We start from the raw sequence: 22,874 nt of genomic DNA, 5'->3' as shown, positions 1-22,874 counted from the left end.
CCGCTCGTTCCTCGCTCGCGGCTCGCCTCGTCGTGCACCACCCTGTCGGCGCCCGTACGGAAACCCCCTGCGGTGACCGTTCCGGAGAACCGGCCCGGTCCGGCTAGCGCACGCCGATCGAGTCGATGGACGCCAGCAGCTGCTCACGCAGGGCGTCGTTGACCGGCGCCGACCCGGTCTCGTCCGACACGTTCTGCTGCCCCTCGGGGCTGACCACGTAGCGCAGGAAGGCCTGGAGCCGCTCGACCGTGTCCGCGTCGTCGTACTCTCCGCACACGACCTCGTAGCTGACCAGCACCATCGGGTAGCTGCCCGGTGCGGTCGTGCCGTAGTCCAGGTCCAGGGCCAGGTCGTACTCGTTGACGTTGTCCTCGCGGCGCGGTGAGTCGGCCACCACCTGGGCCGCGGCCTCGGGGGAGATCTCCACGAACTCGCCGCCCACGCCGAGGTTCACCGTGGCCATCTCGTGCACGTGCGACATCTCCACGTACCCGATCGCGCCGTTCGCGCGCTTGACCGTGTCGGCGATGCCGCTGTTGCCCTGCGCGGACTCGCGCGGGTGGATCGGCCACTGCCCGTCGGCCTCGTGCGGCCAGGCATCCGGGGCGGCAGCCGACAGGTACCGGGTGAAGTTCTCCGTGGTCCCGGAGTCGTCGGACCGGTTGACCGGCGTGATCGCCAGGTCCGGAAGGTCGGCGTCGGGGTTGGTCTCGGCGATCTCCGGGTCGTCCCAGCGGGTGATCTCCTGGTTGAAGATCCTCGCCAGCGTGTCCGGGCGCAGGTCCAGGGAATCCACTCCGTCCAGGTTGAACACCACGGCGATGGCCACCACGTAGGCGGGCAGGTTGACGGTGTCCGACCCGTAGCACCGCTCGACCGCGTCGGCGTTCTCCTCGGGACTCATCGCCGCGTCGGTCCCGGCGAAGTCCACCGCGCCGTCGATGAACTGGCTGCGGCCGCCGCCGGACCCGATCGAGTCGTAGTAGACCCGGGCGCCCTCACACGCCGTCTGGTAGCCCGCGATCCACGTGGTCATCGCGTTCTCCTGGGCGCTGGAGCCCGCGCCGGACAGGCTCCCGGAGAAGCACTCCAGGTCCTCGGGGGTCGCGATCTGGGGCCCCCCGGGAACCGCCTCGTCGCTGCCGCAGGCGGTGGCGGCCAGCATCAGACCGGCCAGCGCGGCCGAGGCGGCGCCCCGGTGGACGGCGCCACGGCGCCGGACGGGGGACTGGGAGTGCTTGTTGGACGGGAGCACGACTGCTTCTCAACCTCTCGTCGGTGTCGGTGGGCGCGGGCGTGTTCGGCGGACATGCGCCCGGACACCCGTGGTCTCGGGACCGGCCGCCAGGGCGCGATCCCCGCGCACCACCGCGCGACCGTTCTGGGCACGTCGTCGCTGGTGATGGGAGACCGCGGACGAGTCTAACCACCGCCGGACGCGCGCACCCAACGCGGCTCCCTGTGGGATGCCGCTCACCCCGGGCGCCACGGCGTACGCATGACACGCGCACGGCGCGGGCAGGGGTCCTGCGTGAAGAGCGCACACGACACGACCGCCACGGCCGCGCCGACGTCAACCTACCGCCTGCAACTGCGGCCCGGGTTCAGCCTCGCCGACGCCACGGCCCTGCTCGACCACCTGGGCCGGATGGGGGTCGGCGCCGTCTACCTGTCCCCCCTGCTCACCGCCGCCCCCGGCTCCCAGCACGGCTACGACGTGGTCGACCCCACACGTGTCTCCTCCGCCCTGGGCGGCGACACGGCCCGGGCGGCCCTGGCCGACAAGGCCCACGACCTGGGCGTCGGGGTGGTCGCCGACATCGTCCCCAACCACATGTCGGTCGCCGACCCGGCCGCCAACCCGTGGTGGTGGGACGTGCTCAGGCACGGCCGCGACGCGGTCCACGCGCGCTGCTTCGACATCGACTTCGACGCGGGCCCCCTCCTCGTCCCCGTCCTGGCCGACGACGGCGACGGCGGTCGCGCGGCCCTGGACGACCTCACCGTCGCCGACGACTGCCTGGCCTACCACGACAGGCGCTACCCGATCGCCCCGGGCACGTTCACCCCCGGCGACACCCCCGGCCAGGTGCACGAACGCCAGCACTACCGGCTGGTGTCCTGGCGGCGCGGCGACGCCGAACTCACCTACCGCCGTTTCTTCGACGTCAGCGAACTGGCCGCCGTCCGCGTGGAGGAGCCGGGCGTGTTCGACGCCGCGCACGCCGAGATCCTGCGCTGGGCCGACCTGGGACAGCTCGACGGACTGCGCGTGGACCACGTCGACGGCCTCACCGACCCCGGCGGCTACCTGCGCCGACTCGCGGAGCGCTTCGACGGCTGGGTCGTGGTCGAGAAGATCCTCGCCCCCGGCGAGGAGCTGCCCCAGTCCTGGCCCGTGGACGGCACCACCGGATACGACGCGCTGCGCGAGGTGTGCGGTGTCCTCGTCGACCCCGGCGGCGAACCGGCGCTCACCGCCCTGGCCGTCGAACAGGGCGTGGAAACCGACACCGACCGCGTCGACACCCGCGCCCGCCGCCAGGCCGCCACCCGCCTCCTGCGCGCCGAGACGCGCCGGATCGCCGCCCTGCTGCCCGCCCAACCGCCCGACACCACCCCCCGCCCCTCCGCCATGGCCGTCCGCCAGCGCGAGGAGGCCGTCGCCGAACTCCTGTGCTCCTTCGACGTCTACCGCTCCTACCTGCCCGAGTCCGGGGACGCCTGGACGCGCGCCGTACGCCGGGCCCTCGACCGGCGCCCCGACCTGGCCTTCGACCTGGAGGTCATCGACCGCCGCGTCCGCGCGGACCCCGACGGCGAACCCGCCCGCCGCATCCAGCAGACCAGCGGCATGGTCACCGCCATGGGCACCGAGAACACCGCGTTCTACCGGGCCACCCGCTTCACGGCGGCCAACGAGGTCGGCGGCGACCCCTCCCGCATCGCCCTCACCCCCGAGGAGTTCCACACCCGCGCCGCCCGCCGCCAGGCCGCCAGCCCGCACACCATGACCACCCTGTCCACCCACGACACCAAGCGGTCGGAGGACGTGCGCGCCCGCCTGGCCGCCGTGTCCGAGGTCGCCGCCGACTTCGCCGACGCCGTCCGCCGTTGGACCGGCCGCCGACCCCTGCCCGAGCCCTCCCTCAACCTCCTGGGGTGGCAGACGCTCGTCGGCGCCTGGCCGATCGGAGAACAGCGTCTGGCCGACTACCTGCTCAAGGCCGCCCGGGAGGCCCGCCTGGGCACCTCCTGGACCGATCCCGACCCGGACTTCGAGGAACACGTCCGCGCCTGGCCCGCCCGCGTCCTGGGCGATCCCGATCTCAGCGCCGAGGTCGCCGCGTTCGTCGACACCGTACGCGAGCCCGGATGGAGCAACTCCCTCAGCCAGAAGGCACTGCAACTGCTCGGCCCCGGCGTCCCCGACGTCTACCAGGGCACCGAGCTGTGGGACCTGTCCCTGGTCGACCCCGACAACCGCAGGCCCGTCGACTGGTCCGCCCGCGCCGCACTCCTCGAACGCGTCGAACGCGGCTGGAAGCCGCCCGTGGACGACTCCGGAGCGGCCAAGCTCCACCTCGTCCGCGCCTGCCTGCGGCTGCGGCGTGAACTCCGTCCCACCGGCTACCTCCCGCTCACCGCCGCCGGATCCGCCGCCCGGCACGCCCTGGCCTTCGCCCGTACCTCAGCGGGGGGCCACCGGCCCGACGTCGTGGCCGTCGCCACCCGGCTGCCGCTCACCCTGGCCGCCGGGGGCGGATGGCGCGACACCGGTCTGCCCCTGCCGTCGGGCCCCGGAACGTGGACCGAACGGCTCACCGGCCGGACCCTGGCCCCCGTGCGCGCGGACGGCTACACCGTCGCTCCGCTGGCGGACCTGCTCGACCGCTACCCGGTGGCGGTCCTGGTCCGCGGGTGAGGTCCCGGACCCGGCCGCCCCGCGACACCGCCGTCGCACCGGGGAGCGCCGCACGGTGGCGTGGGCCCCGGACGAGGGCGTACGGGCGCGGGAAGCCCCGTGGCGCGACCAGGCGTCCGGCTCCTTCACCGCGGGGCGGGACCGGGTCCGGGAGCGCGTCGGCGACTCGGTAGGCTGAAACGATCATGGCGCCCACCGACACCCCACACCGCACCGGCCCCAGGCTCCGCATGCCCGACGCCGTCGCCGCGGCTCTGGCCTGCCCCACCTGCGGTGCCGCCCTGGAGGCCGGCGAGAGCGGACTGGCCTGCGCCGCCGGACACAGCTTCAACGTCGCCCGCGAGGGCTACGCCAGCCTCCTGACCGGAGCCACACCGCCCGGCACCGGGGACAGCAGGGAGATGGTCGCCGACCGGCTCCGCTTCCAGCGCGCCGGACACTACGACCCCATCGGCCGCGCCCTGGCCCAGGCCCTCCGCCCCGAGCTCGCCGACCGGCGCGCACCCCTGGTCGCCGACGTCGGCGGCGGTACCGGCCACTACCTCACCCAGGTTCTGACCGCCCTGCCCGACGCCGTGGGACTCACCCTCGACGTGTCCAAGTTCGCCGCCCGCCAGGCCGCCCGCGCCCACCCGCGCGCAGGCGCCGTCACCGCCGACGCCTGGCGCGGACTTCCGTTGCGCACCGACGGCGTCGACGCCCTGCTCAACGTGTTCGCGCCGCGCTCGGCCGCCGGGTTCCACCGCGTCCTGCGCCCCGACGGCGTCCTGGTCGTGGTCACCCCCGCCGCCGACCACCTCGCCGAACTGCGCTCCCCGCTGGGCCTGCTCGACGTCGACCCCCGCAAGGACGAACGCCTGGCCCAGGGGCTGCACGGGCACTTCACCCCCGTGGGGGATCGGGAGCTGCGCTTCACCATGGACCTGACCCGAGACGACGCCGCCACCGTCGTCGGCATGGGCCCCAGCGCCCGCCACATCGGCCCCGACGAGCTGCGCGCCCGCGTCGACGCCCTGCCCGAGCCGGTGGGCGTGACCGCCTCGGTGCGCGTCCACGTCTACCGTCCCCGGCCGGAGGGCGCCCTCGGCCAGGGGTGAGGGCCACCGGTACCGGGTAGGTCACCCCGCGTGAGCGAACCGGACACCACCCCCGGACTCGGCGTCCACGGCGACTTCGCCGTGTGGGCGCCCCACGCCGACCGCGTCCGCCTGCGCGCCGACGGCACCGACCACCTCATGCGGCGCGCCGCCGACGGATGGTGGCGCGCCCACGTCGACGGCGCCGGCCCCGGAACCGACTACGGCTACCTGCTCGACGACGCCCCCGAGGTCCTGCCCGACCCGCGCTCACGCTGGCAGCCCGGGGGCGTCCACGACGCCAGCCGGGTGTACGACCACGCCGCCTTCGACTGGTCGGACGCGCGCTGGACCGGCCGCCCCCTGCCCGGCGCCGTGGTCTACGAACTCCACGCGGGCACCTTCACCCCCCGGGGCACCCTCACCGCCGCCGTCGACCGGCTCGACCACCTCGTCGACCTCGGCGTGACGCACGTCGAACTCCTCCCCGTCAACGCCTTCGACGGCACCCACGGGTGGGGCTACGACGGCGTGCTCTGGTCCGCCGTCCACGCCCCCTACGGCGGCCCCGACGCCCTCAAGACCCTCGTGGACGCCTGCCACGCGCGCGGCCTCGCCGTCCTCCTGGACGTGGTGCACAACCACCTGGGCCCCTCGGGCGCCTACCTGCCCCGGTTCGGCCCCTACTTCGCGGGGGAGACCGACTGGGGCCCCTCCCTCAACCTCGACGGACCCGACTCCGACCCGGTCCGCCGCCTGGTCCTGGACAACTGCCTCGACTGGCTGCGCCACTTCCACCTCGACGGGCTGCGCCTGGACGCCGTCCACGCCCTGCGCGACGGCCGCGCCACCCACCTGCTGGCCCAACTGTCCGCCGAGGTCGACGCGCTCGCCGCCGGCCTGGGCCGCCCCCTGTCCCTGGTCGCCGAGTCCGACCGCAACGACCCGCGCACCGTCCTGCCCCGCGAGGCGGGCGGGACGGGGATGACCGCCCAGTGGTCCGACGACCTCCACCACGCGCTGCACACCGCCCTGACGGGGGAGACCCACGGCTACTACGCCGACTTCGCCGGCCCCGACGTCCTGCCCACCGTGCTGCGCCGGGTGTTCTGGCACGCCGGCACCCACTCCTCCTTCCGGCGCCGCACGCACGGGGCTCCGGTCGACACCGCGTCCGTGCCCGGCAGCCGCTTCCTCGCCTACCTGAGCACCCACGACCAGGTCGGCAACCGGGCGCGCGGCGACCGCATGGGGGAGTACGTCTCCCCGGACCTGCTGTGCTGCGGTGCCGCGCTCGTCCTGTGCTCGCCCTACACCCCGATGCTGTTCATGGGGGAGGAGTGGGCGGCCACCACCCCCTGGCCGTTCTTCGCCTCCTTCGCCGACCCGGAGCTGGCCGACGCCGTCCGCCGCGGAAGGCGCCGCGAGTTCGCCGCCCTCGGCTGGGCCCCCGGGGAGATCCCCGACCCGATGGACCCCGCCACCCGCGACGCGGCCGTCCTGGACTGGGGCCAGCGCGACCGGGACCCCCACCGCCGGGTCCTGGACACCCACCGCCGCCTCATCGCCCTGCGCCGCGCCGAACCCGACCTGGCCGACCCCCGCCTGGACCGGTTCGCCGTGCGCTCCAGCGCCGACGGCCGCCGGCTGGTCCTGGTCCGCGGTGGCCTGCGCCTGGTGTGCAACCTCGCCGGCACCGACGCCGACGTCGAGGTGGACGCGCCGCCGCGGGAGGTCGTCCTCGCCACCGGGAAGCCGCGGGTCCTGGGGACCGCGGTCACCCTGTCGGGGGAGTCCTTCGCCGTCCTCCGCCTCTGACCGGCCTCCGCCGACCGTCGTCCCCCGCGTGTACGCTCCGGTCGACCGGTGATCCGACGGGGCGGCACCGTCCCGTGTCAGACGAAGGGCGACATCCGTGACCGACACCACCTGGCACCTGGGTGAACGCTTCGACGCACCCAACGGAACGGTCCGCTGGACCCGGATGGGCGAGGGCGACCCCGTCGTGCTCCTGCACGGCACCCCGTTCTCCTCGTACGTGTGGCGGCACGTGGCCCGGGCCCTGGCGCCCAGGTACACCGTGTACGTGTGGGACATGCCCGGGTACGGGACCTCCGCCGGGTTCGACGGCCAGGACGTGTCCCTGGCCGCGCAGCAGACCGCGTTCACCGCCCTGCTCGACCACTGGGGGCTGGACCGGCCCCGGGTGGTGGCCCACGACTTCGGCGGAGCGGTGGCCCTGCGCACCGCCCTGCTGGACGGCGTGGCCTACGACCGCCTCGCCCTGGTCGACGCGGTGAGCGTGCGCCCCTGGGGCAGCGACTTCTTCCGTCTGGTCAACGCCCGGGCCGACGTGTTCGCGGCCCTCCCGCCGCACCTGCACGAGGCCCTGGTCCGCGCCTACATCGCCACCGCCGTGCACTCCGAGCCGCGCACCGAGGTCCTCGACGCCCTCACCCGGCCCTGGCTCGGCGCCGACGGTCAGCCCGCCTTCTACCGCCAGATCGCCCAGGCCGACGAACGGTACACCGCCGAGGTCGAGGACGCCTACGCCGACCTCGACCTCCCGGTGCTCGTCGTGTGGGGCCGCGAGGACACCTGGCTGCCGATCGAGCGCGGTGAGCGGCTGGCCGCCGCCATCCCCGGGGCCCGCCTCCACCCCCTCGCGGGCGCCGGACACCTGGTCCAGGAGGACGCTCCGGCCGAACTGACCGCCGCCCTCCTGGACTTCCTGTCCTGAGGCGCCCTACCGGTCCAGGGACAGGTGGAGCACCACCCACTGGTCGGGCGCCACCAGGCCGACCGGTGTGCCCGGGGCGACCCCGGCCGCGCGCAGCGCCGCGTCCACCCTCCGTGCGGGGTGCGCCCGGCGCAGCGACGCCCCCAGGGAACCGCCCACGCCCTCGAAGCCCAGTTCGACCAGGCGGCGGTAGGCGCCCGTCCGGTCCGGTGCGACGAGCGGCTCGGACCTGCGCCTGAGCACCAGCAGCCCGGCGTCCACCCGGGGGACCGGCCGGAACCGGTTCCGGCTGATCCGACCGGCCAACGTCCACGACCACTCCGGCCAGGTCAGCACCGTCAGCCGGCTCCACCGCCCGTAGGCGCCGGTGCGCTTGCGCGCGTACTCCAGCTGGGTGACCAGCGTGGCCGAGGCCAGCCCCCGGGCGTCCAGGCACCAGCGGACGATGTCGGAGGTGCGGGCGTAGGGGATGTTGCCGACCACGTGGAACCGGCCGTGCGGCGGCCGCGCGCGGGTGAAGTCCGCGCACACCACCCGCACACCCCGGTCGGGGCCGCGGTAGCGGGCGGTCAGGCGGGCGGCCAGGCGGCGGTCGATCTCGTAGGCGATCACCCGCCGCGCGGCCGGGACCAGGAAGCGGGTGATCGCGCCGTCGCCGGGGCCCACCTCCACCACCAGGTCGTCGGAGGTCACCCCGGCGACCCGGACCACGTACCGGGCGGCCCCGGGGTCGGTCAGGAAGTTCTGGGAGAGGCGTCGGCGGCGGTCGCCGGCGTCGCCGTGGCGAGGACGTGTCGTACGTGCCATCGAAGGGTCCGATCCAGCCACGCGAGTGGCGGACGAGGACGGGCGGCACGGACGGGCGCCGCGAGGCGCGCACATCGAGAAGAAAGGGGTCCGGGCGGCCCGTCCGTGGTGGTTCGGGGACGGGACTGGACCTGGACCGGTACACGCGCATGACGGGGAGCCCGCCGCCCGGCCGCGGCGGCGCGGACGCGTGAGCACGTCGGCGGCGCGGCGGGGACGGCGGGGCTCTCACCCTCGGACGGAGCCGCTCCGAACACGCGGGTTCGGGGGCTCCCGGACGTCGTCTAGCGGTCCAGGGACCCGGACCGGGGGCGGACGACGAGATCGTGGGCGCTCGCGGACCAGGACAGGACCTGGTTCACGACCGCGTAGAAGCTGGCCATGCGCACACCCTAGAAGGGGCGCGTTCCCGGGATCAAAGGGTTTTCCGCAGTCGTGGAAATCCGGTGGCGGCCCCGCGTACGGCCCCGCGATACTCACCCCTATGCCGAACTTCGCGGACTTCGACACCCGCCACTACCGCACGGTCGACGTGGCCACCGGCTACGACGGCTGGTCAAACACCTACGAGGACTCGGTCCTGGACGCCATGGACCTGGCGCTCCTGGACGGACTCACCCACCCCGACTGGTCGGGGGTGGGGCGCGCCGCCGATCTGGGCTGCGGGACCGGACGCACCGGAGCGTGGCTGAGGGGGAGGGGCGTGCCGCACGTGGACGGCGTCGACCTCAGCGAGGGGATGCTGAGCCTGGCCCGCGACCGCGGGGCCCACACCACCCTCACCCTGGGCGACGTGCGCGACACCGGGCTGCCCGACGGCGGCTACGACCTGGTGATCTCCTCACTCATCGACGAGCACCTGCCCGACCTGGGCCCCTACTACGCCGAGGCCCGGCGGCTCACCGCGCCCGGCGGATCCCTCGTCCTGGTCGCCTACCACCCGCAGTTCATCATGGTCTCGGGGATGCCCACGCACTTCACCGACGCCTCCGGCGAGGACGTCGCGATCAGCACCCACCTGCACCTGATCAGCGACCACACACGCGCGGCCGTCGCGGCCGGGTGGACCCTCGCCGAGCTGGCCGAGGCCACGGTGGACGAGACCTGGGTGGCCGCCAAGCCCAAGTGGAAGCGTTTCCACGGCCACCCGATCTCCATGGCCATGGTCTGGACCAGGCCCGCCTGACCGGGATGGCGGAACCCGGAGCCGACGGCCGCCCCGAAACCGTCCGACCGGGGACGACCGCACCGCGCCGCGGGTCACCGCGGGAGACGGAGCCGCTCACCCACACCAGGGGCCGACGCGACGGGCACGGCGGGAACGACAGGGGTTCACGCCGTAACATCGCCCGGTCCCGGCGTTCGGTGACGCGTGGCAGCCGACGCCGTACGTTCGTGGCCCTGGCGGGCGCGCGCGGCGCCGTGGACGCGGAGACGGTGACCGCGGTCAGTCGTCGCGGACGTGCTCGGCCTCCACAGCCTCGAAGAACGGGTCCACCTGGCGCAGGCGTTCCTGGATCACGTGCGCCAGGTACGGGCCGAGGTCCTCGTCGTCGGCCAACCCGTGTTCCGCCCGGAACCTCTCCTCCTGCTCGGGTTCCATGGTGATCTGGATGCCCACCCTGCACAGTCTCATGGGGCCAGCCTAGGCGCGGTCCGGCGGGGGCGGGGCCCTGCACACGGACGGGGCGCCCCGCCCGCGCCGGGGCCCGGGCGGGGCGAGCGGAACGGCTCACGCACCAGCGGCGGAGTGAGAAGGCGCGGTGAGCGCGGCCAGCCACACGCTCCGGTGGCGCTCGACGTAGGCGGCCGCGGGCCCCCAGTGGTCGGCGTGCCCCTCGGCGTGCAGTCGCGCCCACGGCTGGCGGCCGGTGCGCGCCCCCTCCACCAGCAGCCCGTGCATGCCGCGCACCTCGTGCAGGATCGCGTCAGGCAGTTCTCGGCGCTGGGCGCCGTCGCATCCGTAACCGTCCGCCAGCGCCCGCAGCCTGGCGGCGTCGCGCTCGGGGGAACCGTCCGGGTGCAGGGGCACGAAGCCGTGCGCGGCGTAGCCCAGGTCGCCCGTCCGGGTGCCCGGTCCGGCGTTGTCCCAGTCGATGAACGTCCAGGTGTCCGAGCCGCCGTCCCGGACGAGGTTCCACGGCCCCAGGTCGTGGTGGCACACGATCTCCTGCCCCCGGGGCGCCACCACCACGTCCCACTCCGTGTCGGGCAGGGGCGGCAGGTCGGCCGTGAGGTCGTGCAACCGGCGGATCAGGGCGCCCAGTCGGCGCAGCTCGGCGACGGTCATCGGCGGCAGCCGGTCGGCCGTGGTTCCGCGCACGTACTCCAGGCGCTGGCGTCCCCGCCCGTCGCGGCCGAGCCACGCGGGGGCCGCCTCGTACCCCGCCCGTTCAGGTGGGTCAGGAGCGGGCCGACGGCGGGGGAGGAGGGGGACCACGGCTTGCGCACCGTGCGCCCCACACGCACCACGCTGTCGGAGACGTTGCCGCCGTTCAGGGTCTCCTCGTCGGGCATCACGTTCCGGTTCCGTCCGTCCTCGCCAGTTCGGTCTCCCCGATCTCCGCCCGCCCCGGGGGCGGATCCGTTCGGTCCGTACACGGTACGGGCACACGTTCCTCCCGGACGGCGGGGCCCGGATCCCGATGCCCGGTCGCGGAGTCCCGGGCGGGCCGGTCTCCCGGTCACGGGTGCGTACACGCTCTTTCCGGTGCGGTTCGCCGGAGGCGGGAAAACCCCTCGCGCCTCCCGCGGTGCCCGCGCGCCGCGCTCCGGCGAAAGGCGTTCCCGGGTCGTCGCGAACGGTTCATCCCGCATTCATCCGGAAAATGCGAACGGTCGCCGGATCGGCTGGGGCGGTCGCCCCGGTGGAAGGGTGTGACGCTGGTCTCCGGTCCCTCTTTCGCGGATATCCCGCCGTCTCCGGCATCCCTTCGGCTCCGCTCCGGTCGGGCTCCCGGTGGTGTTCCGGGGCTGTGGAGTCGGCCTCCGGCGCCCCCCGGAGGAGGTTCCGGCGGGCTGGGTCCTCCATGACTTCCCAGGTCACAGCTTTTTACTCATCTCCCAAACAGTCCAAATCCACCGATCTTCGACAAAACGCTATCAAAAGAAAAAGCATCACATCGGGGACTTTTTTCTTTTTCGTCCGCTGTATCGCGGCGTGTCGGACCCCTTCATCCGGAGGGCGCCGCGGCGCCCGAAGTGTTCCGCCCGCCGTGAATCCGCTGGTGGGGCGCTTGAGTGTGCGAGGGCGGCGGTGAGGCGGGGTTGCGCGCTTCTCGCAATAAGTTAATCGCGAGTAATCAGTTGTCCGAAAAAAGTGCATGTAAAGGTATAGACGGGCGTGTAATGACTATGTCACTATCTGGAATGTCGCTGACGGAGACGGCCGCGAGGGAGTCCGTGTGATCAAGGGGTACGGTGTGTTCTGCGACGCCGACCGCCACTTCTACGACACGCCCCACCGTCTCTGGCCGGGTGCCGGGGCGTCCGGGACGGTCGGCCGACGCGACCGGGTCTTCGAGGCGGCCGAGCGGCCGGTGCCCGAGGGGTGGCAGAGGCACCGGGCCGGAGACTGGCTGGCACTGCGCCCCGTCGAACACCGCCTGCCGGACCAGGGGTGGAAGATCCACGTCTCCGCCCGCCTGGACAACGCCGAGTCCGTCCTCGCCCGCATCTGGGACTACTGCGTGGCGCGGGGCGTCTCCTTCAAGTTCGTCCCCACCCGGTACCTGCTGCACAACCGCAACGCCAAGTACGCCGACCGCGGGGGCAGCGGGAAGTTCGTCACCGTCTATCCGGCGGACGACGCCGAGTGCGCGGCGGTCGCCGCCGGCCTGGACGCGCTCGTGGGCGGCGAACCCGGTCCCTACATCCTCAGCGACCTGCGCTGGAGTGCGGGCCCGGTCCACCTGCGCTACGGGAGCTTCACCAGGCGGCACTGCTACGACGAACACGGCGAGCCGGTACCCGCACTGGAGAACGCCGACGGCGTGCTCGTGCCCGACCAGCGGGGCCCGGTCTTCCGCACACCCGAGTGGGTGACCGTCCCCGACTTCCTGCGCCCGCACCTGGAGGCGCGCCAGGCCGTCGACGTCACCGGCCTGCCCTACGACATCGAGCGCGCCCTGCACTTCTCCAACGGCGGCGGGGTCTACGCCGGGCGGGACCGGCGCACCGGTCAGCCCGTGGTGCTCAAGGAGGCCCGGCCGCACGCCGGCCTGGCCGCCGACGGCGCCGACGCGGTGCGCCGCCTGGGCCGGGAGCGCACCGCCCTGGAGCGCCTCTCCGGGCTGGCCTGCACCCCCGAGGTCAGGGACGCCTTCGTCCTCGGGGAGCACCATTTCCTGGTGATGGAGTACATCCAGGGCAGGCCGCTGAACGCCTTCTTCGCCCACCGCCACCCGCTGGTCGGGGCCGACCCCGAGCCCGGTGCCCTGCGGGAGTACGCCCGGTGGGCGATGCGCCTGCACGGCCTGGTGGAGGAGGCGGTCGAGGCGGTGCACGCCCGCGGGATCGTCTTCAACGACCTGCACCTGTTCAACATCATGGTCTCCGAGGACGAGTCCTCGGTGGTGCTGCTCGACTTCGAGGCCGCCCGGGACGTGAGCGAGGGAGGCCGCCAGACGGTCGCCAACCCGGGGTTCGTGGCCCCGCGCGGGCGCCGGGGCTTCGACGTGGACCTGTACGCGCTGGCCTGCCTGCGCATCGCCCTCTTCCTCCCCCTGACCAGCATGCTTGCCGTGGACCGGAGTAAGGCCCGGCACCTGGCGCAGGAGGCCGCGCGCCTCTTCCCCGAGGCCCGGGAGTTCCTGGAGCTCGGCGTGGCGGAGATCCTGCGCGATCCGGACGGCGGACCGGGGGCGCAGACGCCCACGGAGGCCCCGCGCCCACCGTCCGTCGGGGAGCGGGACGCCTACCCGCCGGCCGAGCCGGGGGACTGGCCGCGCAGCCGCGACTCGATGGTCCGCGCCATCCTCGCCTCGGCCGACCCCGACCGGGACGACCGCTACTTTCCCGGCGACATCGCCCAGTTCTCGACTGCGGGCGGCGGACTGTCGTTCGGCTACGGAGCCGCCGGGGTGCTCTACGCACTCGCCGAGAGCGGCGCGGAGCGGTGTCCCGAGGCCGAGGAGTGGCTGCTCCGGCACAGCAAGGAACCCGCGTCAGGAACCCCCCTGGGTTTCTACGACGGACTCTCGGGCCTGGCCTGGACCCTGCACCGCCTCGGTCACGTGGAGCCCTCCCTCGCACTGGCCGAACTGGTCATGGAGCAGCGGTGGGAGGGGCTCGGCCCCGGTCTGCACGGCGGGACGGCCGGCATCGGCCTGGCCCTGGACTCCCTGGGCGCCGACACCGGCGACGCGCGGATGCGCGCGGGCGCGCTGCGCTGCGCGGAGCTGGCCGCGCACGGTCTCCTGGGCGCCCGCCCCGAGCGGCGCCGTGCCGGGCTGCTCCACGGCGGGGCGGGTGTGGCCCTGCTGTGCCTGCGCCTGTACGGGCGGACCGGTGACACCGCACTGCTCGACCTGGCCGAGAGGGCGCTCCGCGCCGACCTCGACCAGTGCGTGACCAGTGCGTTCGGCACACTCCAGGTGGACGAGGGGTGGCGGACCATGCCCTATCTCGGCGCGGGCAGCGTCGGCGTGGGGATCGTGCTCGACGACTACCTGGAGCACCGCTCCCACGAGGCGTTCGAGCGGGCCCGCCCCGAGATCGTCCGGGCGGCGCAGGCCGGTTTCTACGCCCAGCCCGGCCTCTTCCGCGGCCTCGCGGGCATGGTGCTGTACCTGAGCCGGACGACGACACCCGCGCCCGGAACCGACCCCGCGGGCGTGCGCCGCCAGATCGACGCCCTGTCCCGGTACGCCATGCGCTACCAGGGCCACCTGGCCTTCCCGGGAGAGCAGTTGATGCGACTCTCCATGGACCTGTCCACGGGCACGGCGGGCTGTCTCCTCGCGCTGGCCGCGGCCCAGCGCGAACAGCCCGCACAGCTGCCCTTCCTTCCGCCGCTGCGGACCCAGAACCGGCCACTGCCATGGCCCGGAACAAATGAATAGAAGACGACAAGGAAACCGAAGGAAAGGATAACAGCCATGACCCTGCTCGACCTGCAGTCTCTGGAGACCACGAAGGACGCTGCCCACGGCGAGGTCGCCGGGACCAGCACCGCCAGTCTCCTGCTGTGCGGTGACAGCAGCCTGAGCGTCACCACCTGCTAGTGGCCGCGCCGCGGGCCCGGGTTCCCGGCCCGCGGCGCCGAGTCCGGTCTCCGGACTCTCCGCACGGTCCGGCGGCGCCCGCGGGCGCCGCCGGACTCAGCCACGACCTCCGCAGGAAGGCATCCGTATGGTGTCCACCCGCGTGCGTGACGCTGGGACGGACGGAGACTCCGCACGCTCGGCGGACGCCCTGCTCGCCCGCATGGCCCGGGCCAGCGCCGGACGCACCGCCGCCATCCTGTTGTGCGCCGCAGCCGCCGCGGTCGCCTCACTGGCGCTGCCCGCCGTGCTCGGACGCACCCTCGACCTGCTTCTGGAGCAGCACCCCGACGCCGGACGCCTGCTGGCGGCGGCCGTGGCCCTGACCGTGGCCGAGGTCGTGTTGGACGCGCTCGTCGCCCTCCTGGCCGGTACGGTCGGCGCGCGCTCCACCGCCTGGCTCCGGCTGCGGGCCGTCCGACGGTTGGTGGCCGCGGCACCCCACGACGTGAACCGTTTCTCCCCCGGTGACGTGGCCACCCGGCTCTCCGCGCACGCCACGGAGGCCGGTGCCGCCCCCGCCGGCGCGGCCCGTATCGTCGCGGCGGTCCTGGCCCCCGGCGGCGCCCTGGTCGCCCTGTTCCTGATCGACCCGTGGACGGGCCTGGCCTTCTGTCTGGGGCTGCCCCTGCTGTTCCTGTTGCTGCGCTCCTTCGCCCGCGGCTCCTCCGACAGCGTCTCCCGGTACCAGCGGGTGCAGTCGCGGATCGCGACGCGGCTGACGGACGCACTGGGCGGCGCGCGTGCCATCGCCGCGGCCGGGACCGCGGACGAGGAACGCGCCCGCGTCCTGGGCCCGCTGGACGAACTCGGTGCCGAGGGCCGGCGCATGTGGTCGGTGCACGGTTCGGCCACGGCGCGCAGCGGGGTGCTCATGCCCCTGCTCATCACCGCCGTGCTGGCGGTCGGCGGACTCGGCCTGGCGGACGGGCGGACCAGTGTCGGTGACCTGCTGGCGGTGTCCCGGTACGCCGCGCTGGCCGCGGGGCTGGGCGCGGTCGCCGCTCCGCTCGGGGCGCTGGTCCGGGGGCGCACGGCGGCACGGCGCGTGAACGAACTCCTGACCGTTCCCCCGTTGGGCCACGGCGCGCGGGACCTGCCCCCGCGGGGCTCCGGGTTCCTGGAGCTGCGCGGCGTCGGGGTCAGACGCGACGGCGCGTGGGTGCTGCGCGGCGTCGACCTGTGCGTGCCCGGCGGTGCGACGGTGGCCGTCGTGGGACGTTCGGGCTCGGGCAAGTCGACGCTGGGAGCCGTCGTCGGGCGGCTCACCGACCCCGACGAGGGCCGGGTCCGCCTGGACGGGGTCCCGCTCGACGCCCTGGCCCCCGACGTGCTCCGCCGCGAGGTGGGGTACGCGTTCGAGCGGCCCTGGCTGCAGGGTGCCACTGTCGGCGACGCGATCGCGGCGGGAGCCGTGACCGCCCCGGGGGACCGGGTGCGTGCGGCCGCCCGGGCGGCCGGAGCGGACGGCTTCGTCCGGGCGCTTCCCCGGGGGTACCACACGCCCCTGGACGAGGCGCCGTTCTCCGGCGGTGAGCTGCAGCGGCTGGGACTGGCCCGGGCGTTCGCCCACGCGGGACGGCTGATGATCCTGGACGACGCCACCTCCAGCCTCGACACGGCGACCGAACGGCAGGTGGACCGGGCACTGGAGCGTGAGGTCCGCCCCGGCACCCGCGTCGTCATCGCGCACCGGCTCTCCACCGCTGCGCGCGCGGACCTGGTGGTGTGGCTGGACGGCGGACGCGTCCGCGCGGTCGGCAGGCACGCCGCGCTGTGGCGGGACCCCGGCTACCGCGCGGTCCTCGGCCGCACCGACGCCGGGGGGAACCGGTGAGGCCCGCGCCCACCGCGGTGGACGCGGGCGGGGCGCACAGCACGACCCCGCCGCGTCCGGGACGTCCCCGGCACCGCGGGTCGGGGCCACGGCGCCGGTCCGCGCGGCACCCGGGGGCGCTGCGCGGACTGGTGCCGCACGCCCTCCCCTTCCTGCGGCGTCACCGGGGGGCGCTGCTGCGCCTGGGCGCCTGGTCGCTGCTGGAGTCCGCGCAGACCTTCCTTGTCGGGATCTGCCTGGCCCGTGCCCTGGACCACGGTTTCCTGGCGGGGCGCCCCGCGCTCGGCCTGGTGTGGCTGACCGTCGCGGCGGGTTCGGTCCTGCTCGCCGGCCCGGCGCTGCGCGGTGTCTTCGGCCGACTGTCCGACCTGGTGGAACCGCTGCGGGACGGGCTCGTGCGGCGTGCCGTCGGGCAGGCCCTGGACCGGGCCGTGGCCGACCCGGCCCGGGCCGCGGAGGTCGAGCGCGTCGCCGTCTCCCGGCTCACACAGCAGACGGAGATCGCCCGCGACAGTTTCGCCGGTCTGGTTCTGACGGTCCGGTCCTTCCTGTTCACCGCGGTGGGAGCGCTCGCGGGAATGCTCACCCTGGCTCCGCATCTGCTGTTGGTCGTGGTGCCGCCGATGCTGCTCGGGCTGGCGCTCTTCCTGTGCACCCTCGTCCCGATGGCCGCGGCGCAACGCCGTTTCCTCGACGCCGACGAGGCGTTCACCGACCGGGCCGGAGCGCTGCGGGGCGGGTTGCGCGACCTGGTGGCCTGCGGGACGACCGGTGCGGCGGCCGACAGGGCACGGGAGCTGGCCGACCGGGCCGCCGCCTCGACGCGGTCCCTGGCCCGGTGGACGGCCGCCAGGACGCTGGCACTGGGCGTGGCCGGGCAGCTGCCCGTCGTGCTGCTGCTCGTGGCCACGCCCTGGCTGCGCGACCAGGGCGTCACCACGGGAGCGCTCATGGGTGCCCTCGCCTACCTCGTGCAGTCACTGCTGCCCGCGCTCCAGACGATGATGACCGCGGTGGGGGCCGCGGGCAGCCGCCTCATCGTGGTCCTCGACCGGTTCGTGCCCCCGGAGGCGGACACCGCGGGCGAGGGGGCGGACGGGGCGGCCCGGACCCGGGCCGACCGGTCGTGCGCCGTCCCCGGTCCTGCCGCGGGCCCCGCTCCGGCCGTGTGGTGCCGCGGGCTCCGGGTGTCCTACGGGGCCGGGACGTCCCCCCTGGTGGAGGGGTTCGGCCTCACGGTCGGGCAGGGCGAGCACATCGCGGTCGTCGGTCCGAGCGGGATCGGCAAGTCGACGCTGGCACACGTGCTCTGCGGACTGCACCCGCCCGACGAGGGCGCCGTGTGCCTGGCCGGCCGCCCGGTGGCCGGGCGCTCTCCCCGGGAACTGGCCCGGATGCGCGTCCTCCTGCCCCAGCGGGGCTACGTCTTCGCCGGTTCGGTCCGGGAAAACCTGGCCCAGTTGGAACCCGGTGCCGGGGACGACCGCCTCGGCCGGGCGGTGGAGGCACTGCGGCTCGGGCCGCTGGTGGACCGCCTCGGCGGTCTGGGGGCCGATGTGGATCCGGCAACGCTCTCGGCCGGCGAGCGCCAGGCGCTCTGCCTGGGCCGGGCCTACGTGTCCGCCGCCCCGCTGCTCATCCTGGACGAGTCGACCTGCCACCTGGACCCGGCGGCGGAGGCGCACGCGGAGGAGGCGCTGGCGAACCGGCCGGGCACGACGCTCATCGTCATCGCGCACCGGCTGTCCTCGGCGCTGCGGGCCGACCGGATCCTCGTCCTGGACGGCGCGGGCACGGCGTCGGGCACACACGAGTCCCTGCTGCGCGGCTCCCCGCTCTACCGCGATCTGGCGGGCCACTGGAACGCGTCCGGCTGAGCGCACCGGGCCGCCGCCCCCTTGCCCCTCCAAGATGTTAGCTACTAACATGTTAGTCACTAACATCAGGAGGCCGGGATGACGGACTGGCGGGCGGACAAGCGGGCGCGCACCCGCGCGGCGATCCAGGAGGCGGCGCTCGGCCTGTTCGCCAGGTACGGCTACGACCAGGTCACCGTGGAGCGCGTCGCCGCGGCCGCGGGCGTCTCCCACACCACGTTCTTCCGGTACTTCCCGACCAAGGAGGACGTCGTCCTCAGCGACGACCACGACCCCCTGATCGCCCGGTACGTCCGCGCCAGGACCGAGACCGACCCGGTCGAACGCGTCCGTCTGGGCCTGGCCGAGGCCTTCACCCACCTCGACACGGCCGCGTTGGAGGCCACCCGCGAGCGCACCCTGCTGATCCTCTCGGCACCGAGCCTGCGCGCCCGCCTCTGGGAGAACCAGGCCGCCACCCAACGGCTCCTGGAGGGGGTGCTGCACGGGTCGGCGCCCGGACCGGTCCCCCTGGCGACCCGCGCCGTCGCGGCGGCCTGCACCGCCGTGCTGACCACCACCGTCACCGCCTGGGCCGAGGACGGCCCCACGCGGGCCCTGCCGAGCATGGTCGACGAGGCCCTGGCGGCCCTGCGCCCTCCCACGCCCTGACCCGGGCGGAAAGGCGGTCTCCGTGGAAGCGATCGGCGTGCGCGGCCTCACCGTCCACTACCGCGGTGCTCCCGCCCCGGCCGTGGACGGCATGGACTTCACCGTCGGACGGGGTGAGGTCTTCGGACTCCTGGGTCCCTCCGGTGCCGGGAAGTCCACCGTCCACCGCGTCCTGACCCGGCGGATCCGCCGGTTCGGGGGTACCGTCAGCGTGCTCGGCGCACCCGTGCACCGGGGCCGCGACCGGGACTTCTTCGAGCGGATCGGCGTCGGTTTCGAACTCCCCGCCCACCTTCCCGCCCTGACCGCCAGGGAGAACCTGGCCGTCTTCGCCGCCCTGTACCGCCGTCCCACCGAGGACCCGGACGCGCTCCTGGACCTGCTGGATCTGACCGACGCCGCCGACCGCAGGACCGCCGAGTTCTCCAAGGGCATGCTCGTCCGCCTCAACCTGGCCCGGGCCCTGGTCAACCGGCCCGACCTGCTTCTGGTGGACGAGCCCACCAGCGGACTGGACCCGGTCCGGGCCGAACGCGTCCGCCAGGTCCTCAGGGAGCGCGCCCGCCGGGGGAGCACGGTCGTGGTCACCACCCACGACATGCTCACCGCCGAACGCGCCTGCGACCGCGTCGCCTTCGTCGTCGACGGGCGCGTCGCCGCCGTGGACAGCCCCCGGCGCCTGCGGCTCGCCCACGGCAGGCCGGGTGTCGTCGTGGAGTTCCGCAGGAACGGACGCCTGGAGCGCACCGAACTGCCCACGGCCGCCCTGGCGCGGTCACTCGGGATCACCGGATCCCACGTGGAGACCGTGCACAGCCGCGAGGCCACGCTCGACGACGTCTTCGCGCGCCTCACCGGCCGACGGATCGGGCGGGAGCCGTGAGCGTCCCGCCGATCCGCGCCCTGACCGCGGTGGGGTTGGAGGCGCGCGTCCACGTCCGGCGGGGCACGGCGGCCGCGGCGCTGGGCCTGGCACTGGTGTGGGCCCTGGTCCTGCTCGTGCTCCCGGAGGAACCGGCCCGCACGCTTGCGGGGCTGTTGCTGTTCCTGGACACCGCCGGGTTCGGCGTGCTGTTCGTCGCGGTCCTCATGCTCGGTGAGCGCACGAGCGGGGCGTGGGCGGCGCTGGCGGCGAGCCCCCTGGGCGCGGGGGAGTACCTGGCCGCCCGGCTGGCGGTGTTCACCGTGCTCGGCGCCGCGGCCGCGCTGCCGGTCGCGGTCGCGGCGCGCCCCGCCGACGGCGTGACCGGCACCGCCGCGGCCGTGGGGGGCACGGCCCTGCTCGCGACCCTGCTGTGCGCGGTGTCGGTGGCCGCGTGCGCGTCGGCGCGGAACCTGGCCGACCTGATGGTCGCCCTCCCCCTCTGGCTGGGGCCGCTCCTGGCGCCGCCCCTGCTGACGGCGGCCGGGGCGGCGGAGCACCCGGTCTGGTACGCCGTGCCGACCACGGCCGCCCACACGGTGGTGCGCTGGGGGCTGGACCCCTCCGCCGTGCCGCTGCCGGGCACGGCGGTCGCGGCACTGGCGGCGTTCGCCCTCGCCGCGACCGCCGGTGCCTGCCTGCTGGCGCGCCGCGCCCTGGCCCGGGCGCGGACGGCCGAGGGGGCCCGTCCCCCGTGGGCCCGCGCCCGGGGGCCGCGGGTCCGGCGCGGCCCCGCCCCGGGGGGACATCCGGTGTGGGTGCTGACCCGCACCGATCTGCGGGGCGCGGCCGCCGACGGCATGGTCTGGGCGCTCGTGGCCGGACCGGTCGCGGTGGCCCTGGGACTGCGCGCGGGGCTGCCCCTGGTACCGGACGTCCCGCTCCTGGACGGTCTGGACGCGGCGGCGTGGCGGCCGGTGCTGTTGGCGGCCCTGGTCCTGCTGCACGTGCCGATGATGGCCGGTGCGGTGGTGGCGCTGCGGGCCGTGGAGGACCGGGAACGGGGCACGCTGGCCCTGTGGGCCGCCTCCCCGCTCGGAACCGGAAGCTACCTCACCTGCCGGGCGGTGGCCGCCGCCGGGCTCGCCGCGGTGCAGCTCGCTGTCACCCTGCCGCTCAGCGGACTGGTCGACGGCGGCGTGTGGTCGGCGGCCCCGGCCGTTCCCGTCGCCGGACTCCTGGCGGCGGTCCTCGCGCTGGCGGTCACGGCCCTGGCGCGGGACCGGGTGCGCGCCCTGGTCGTGCTCAAGGGGGTGGGGGTGCTCTTCGTCCTGGTGCCCGTGGCGGTGTGGGTCCTCCCCGATCCCTGGGCGCGGTTCCTGCTCGTGCTGCCGGTGGCGTGGCCGCTGGCCGCCCTGCCGGCCTACGGTCTGGTCCCCGCGGCGCTCGCCGCGCCGTGCGGTGCCGTGGCGGGCGGCCTGCTCGCCGCGGCCGCCTGGCGGTGGGCGCGCTCGGCGGTCAGCCGTTGACCGCCTCCGCGCCGGTCCCGGTCAGGGCGGCCTCGTCCACGCGGGCCAGGACGACGAGGGGCGCGAGGGCCACCAGGGCCATGAGCGCGAACACCGCGCGCAGGCCCAGGAGTTCGGCGAGCGCGCCGCCCAGGGCGGCCCCCAGGGGCATGGTGCCCCACGCCACCAGCCGGTAGGCGCTGTTGACCCGGCCCAGGAGCGCGTCGGGGGTGACGCGCTGGCGCAGCGACACGGTGATGACGTTCCACACCGCGATGCTCACGCCCCCGACGGCGAACCCGACCCCGATCACGAGGGGGTGCGCGGTCAGCGCGGGAACGCCGAGCAGAACGCCGAACCCCAGGACCGACAGCCGCAGCGCCCAGGCCCGGCCGAGCACGCCTTCGACGCGGTCGGCGGTCAGCGCGCCGAGCAGACTCCCCGCCGCGGTGCTGGTCAGCAGGAGTCCGTAGGCGGGCTCGGACAGCCCCATCGGGGAGTCCGGCCCCACCGCGAACAGCACCAGGATCGCGAAGGTCGCGCTGGTGGCCAGGTTGGAGGAGCCGACCAGGACCGCGAACGTGCGCAGCAGCCGGTGCCGCCACAGGAACCGCAATCCCTCGGTGATGTCGGCGCGCAGGGTCGTGCGGGTGGCGCGCTCCACCCGGAACCGCCCCCGCACCAGCAGCAGCGCCCCCACGGCCACCAGCCACAGCGCGGCGGGCGCCGCGAAGGCCGCCACGGCGCCCAGCGCCACCAGCAGTCCGCCCAGGGGAGGGCCGACGAACTGGTTCGCGGTGAGTTCGACCGCGTGCAGGCGCCCGTTGGCGCGGGAGAGCCGTGCGCGCGGCACGACCTGGGGCAGGATCGACTGCGCGGCGGTGTCGTGGACGGTCTCGGCGGCCCCGACGCAGAACGCCGCGGCGTACAGCACCCAGATCGAACCGGTGTCCATGGCCAGCAGCGCGGCCAGCAGGCCCAGGAGCGCCGCGCGTGCGAGGTTGGCGCCGAGCATGGCCGTGCGCCGGTCGACGCGGTCGGCCAGCGCCCCGGCGGGCAGGGCCAGCAGCAGCCAGGGCAGGCTCAGCGCCAGGGTGGCGCCCGCGACGAGCGCGGGGGAGTCGGTGCGGGCCAGGGCGGCCAGCGGCAGGCCGACCTTGAGCACGCCGTCGGCCAGGTTGGACAGCGAGGACGAGGTCAGCAGGAGGCCGAAGCGCGCGCCCAGGGGGCCGCGTCCGGCGTCGGGGGAGGGGGTGCCGGGACGCAGGGGGGTGTCGTCGGTCATGAATCGATCATCACCGATCGATTGAGAAAACTCAATCGCTTGC

At 74.9% G+C, this 22,874-nt stretch carries 16 protein-coding genes and 1 pseudogene; 12 read left to right on the top strand and 5 right to left on the bottom strand.

The window, feature by feature from the left end; all coding sequences use genetic code 11:
• Nucleotides 1–103: 103 nt before the first annotated feature.
• The gene (pstS, locus tag ACTVAJ_RS05515; protein WP_470386953.1) at nucleotides 104–1,255 is read right to left on the bottom strand and encodes a phosphate ABC transporter substrate-binding protein PstS; all 1,152 of its coding nucleotides are present in this window, start codon (nucleotides 1,253–1,255) and stop codon (nucleotides 104–106) included.
• A gap of 243 nt (nucleotides 1,256–1,498) precedes the next feature.
• Between pstS and treY the strand changes: the two genes are divergently transcribed.
• The 4 genes from treY to ACTVAJ_RS05495 all read left to right on the top strand — a co-directional run bounded on the left by treY (nucleotide 1,499) and on the right by ACTVAJ_RS05495 (nucleotide 7,741).
• Nucleotides 1,499–3,925: a malto-oligosyltrehalose synthase gene (gene treY / locus ACTVAJ_RS05510; RefSeq protein WP_470386952.1), complete on the top strand. Its 2,427-nt coding sequence runs from the start codon at nucleotides 1,499–1,501 to the stop codon at nucleotides 3,923–3,925.
• Nucleotides 3,926–4,110: 185 nt separating this feature from the next.
• The gene (locus ACTVAJ_RS05505) at nucleotides 4,111–5,022 is read left to right on the top strand and encodes a putative RNA methyltransferase (protein WP_470386951.1); all 912 of its coding nucleotides are present in this window, start codon (nucleotides 4,111–4,113) and stop codon (nucleotides 5,020–5,022) included.
• 30 nt (nucleotides 5,023–5,052) lie between these two features.
• Nucleotides 5,053–6,819: a malto-oligosyltrehalose trehalohydrolase gene (gene treZ / locus ACTVAJ_RS05500; RefSeq protein ID WP_470386950.1), complete on the top strand. Its 1,767-nt coding sequence runs from the start codon at nucleotides 5,053–5,055 to the stop codon at nucleotides 6,817–6,819.
• A 166-nt stretch (nucleotides 6,820–6,985) separates the two neighbouring features.
• Complete coding sequence (locus tag ACTVAJ_RS05495; protein ID WP_470386967.1) at nucleotides 6,986–7,741, top strand: alpha/beta fold hydrolase; 756 nt, start codon at nucleotides 6,986–6,988, stop codon at nucleotides 7,739–7,741.
• 6 nt (nucleotides 7,742–7,747) lie between these two features.
• Here the strand turns inward: ACTVAJ_RS05495 and erm are convergent, their stop codons facing one another.
• Entirely contained in the window at nucleotides 7,748–8,548 is an 801-nt protein-coding gene (gene erm, locus ACTVAJ_RS05490; protein ID WP_470386949.1) for an ErmE/ErmH/ErmO/ErmR family 23S rRNA (adenine(2058)-N(6))-methyltransferase, read from the bottom strand.
• A gap of 484 nt (nucleotides 8,549–9,032) precedes the next feature.
• Between erm and ACTVAJ_RS05485 the strand changes: the two genes are divergently transcribed.
• Nucleotides 9,033–9,734, top strand: coding sequence for a class I SAM-dependent DNA methyltransferase (locus tag ACTVAJ_RS05485; protein ID WP_470386948.1), 702 nt, complete (start codon nucleotides 9,033–9,035; stop codon nucleotides 9,732–9,734).
• Nucleotides 9,735–9,995: 261 nt separating this feature from the next.
• Here ACTVAJ_RS05485 and ACTVAJ_RS05480 read toward each other — a convergent pair whose 3' ends face one another.
• Both ACTVAJ_RS05480 and ACTVAJ_RS05475 read right to left on the bottom strand, forming a co-directional pair.
• Complete coding sequence (locus ACTVAJ_RS05480; RefSeq protein WP_470386947.1) at nucleotides 9,996–10,184, bottom strand: hypothetical protein; 189 nt, start codon at nucleotides 10,182–10,184, stop codon at nucleotides 9,996–9,998.
• Between the two features lie 96 nt (nucleotides 10,185–10,280).
• Nucleotides 10,281–11,065: pseudogene (locus ACTVAJ_RS05475) on the bottom strand (phosphotransferase).
• A gap of 887 nt (nucleotides 11,066–11,952) precedes the next feature.
• On the opposite strand from ACTVAJ_RS05475, the gene lanKC reads away from it, so the two are divergent.
• From lanKC to ACTVAJ_RS05440, 7 genes are all read left to right on the top strand, one after another.
• Entirely contained in the window at nucleotides 11,953–14,610 is a 2,658-nt protein-coding gene (gene lanKC / locus ACTVAJ_RS05470; RefSeq protein WP_470386946.1) for a class III lanthionine synthetase LanKC, read from the top strand.
• A gap of 36 nt (nucleotides 14,611–14,646) precedes the next feature.
• Nucleotides 14,647–14,772 (top strand): SapB/AmfS family lanthipeptide, encoded by a 126-nt coding sequence (locus tag ACTVAJ_RS05465; RefSeq protein WP_470386945.1) that lies wholly within the window; start codon nucleotides 14,647–14,649, stop codon nucleotides 14,770–14,772.
• Nucleotides 14,773–14,899: 127 nt separating this feature from the next.
• Nucleotides 14,900–16,648 (top strand): ATP-binding cassette domain-containing protein, encoded by a 1,749-nt coding sequence (locus ACTVAJ_RS05460; protein WP_470386944.1) that lies wholly within the window; start codon nucleotides 14,900–14,902, stop codon nucleotides 16,646–16,648.
• A 131-nt stretch (nucleotides 16,649–16,779) separates the two neighbouring features.
• Nucleotides 16,780–18,525 carry an ATP-binding cassette domain-containing protein gene (locus ACTVAJ_RS05455; protein ID WP_470386943.1) on the top strand — a complete coding sequence of 582 codons (1,746 nt, stop codon included), beginning with the start codon at nucleotides 16,780–16,782 and terminating at the stop codon, nucleotides 18,523–18,525.
• Nucleotides 18,526–18,603: 78 nt separating this feature from the next.
• On the top strand, nucleotides 18,604–19,176 hold the full coding sequence (locus ACTVAJ_RS05450) for a TetR family transcriptional regulator (RefSeq protein WP_470386942.1): 573 nt from the start codon (nucleotides 18,604–18,606) through the stop codon (nucleotides 19,174–19,176).
• A gap of 22 nt (nucleotides 19,177–19,198) precedes the next feature.
• A complete protein-coding gene (locus ACTVAJ_RS05445; RefSeq protein WP_470386941.1) occupies nucleotides 19,199–20,059 on the top strand; it encodes an ABC transporter ATP-binding protein in 861 nt (286 codons plus the stop codon).
• Nucleotides 20,056–21,567 carry a fluoroquinolone export ABC transporter permease subunit gene (locus tag ACTVAJ_RS05440; RefSeq protein WP_470386940.1) on the top strand — a complete coding sequence of 504 codons (1,512 nt, stop codon included), beginning with the start codon at nucleotides 20,056–20,058 and terminating at the stop codon, nucleotides 21,565–21,567. The genes ACTVAJ_RS05445 and ACTVAJ_RS05440 overlap by 4 nt, the downstream gene beginning before the upstream one ends.
• On the opposite strand, the gene ACTVAJ_RS05435 is transcribed toward ACTVAJ_RS05440, so the two are convergent.
• The gene (locus ACTVAJ_RS05435) at nucleotides 21,557–22,831 is read right to left on the bottom strand and encodes an MFS transporter (protein WP_470386939.1); all 1,275 of its coding nucleotides are present in this window, start codon (nucleotides 22,829–22,831) and stop codon (nucleotides 21,557–21,559) included. The genes ACTVAJ_RS05440 and ACTVAJ_RS05435 overlap by 11 nt on opposite strands.
• Nucleotides 22,832–22,874 lie beyond the last annotated feature (43 nt).

It is taken from the genome of Nocardiopsis sp. KDC1DS13DA1 (assembly GCF_055632325.1).
Note: the sequence above shows the minus strand (reverse complement) of the source record. Positions and strands in the feature narration are given on the sequence as shown.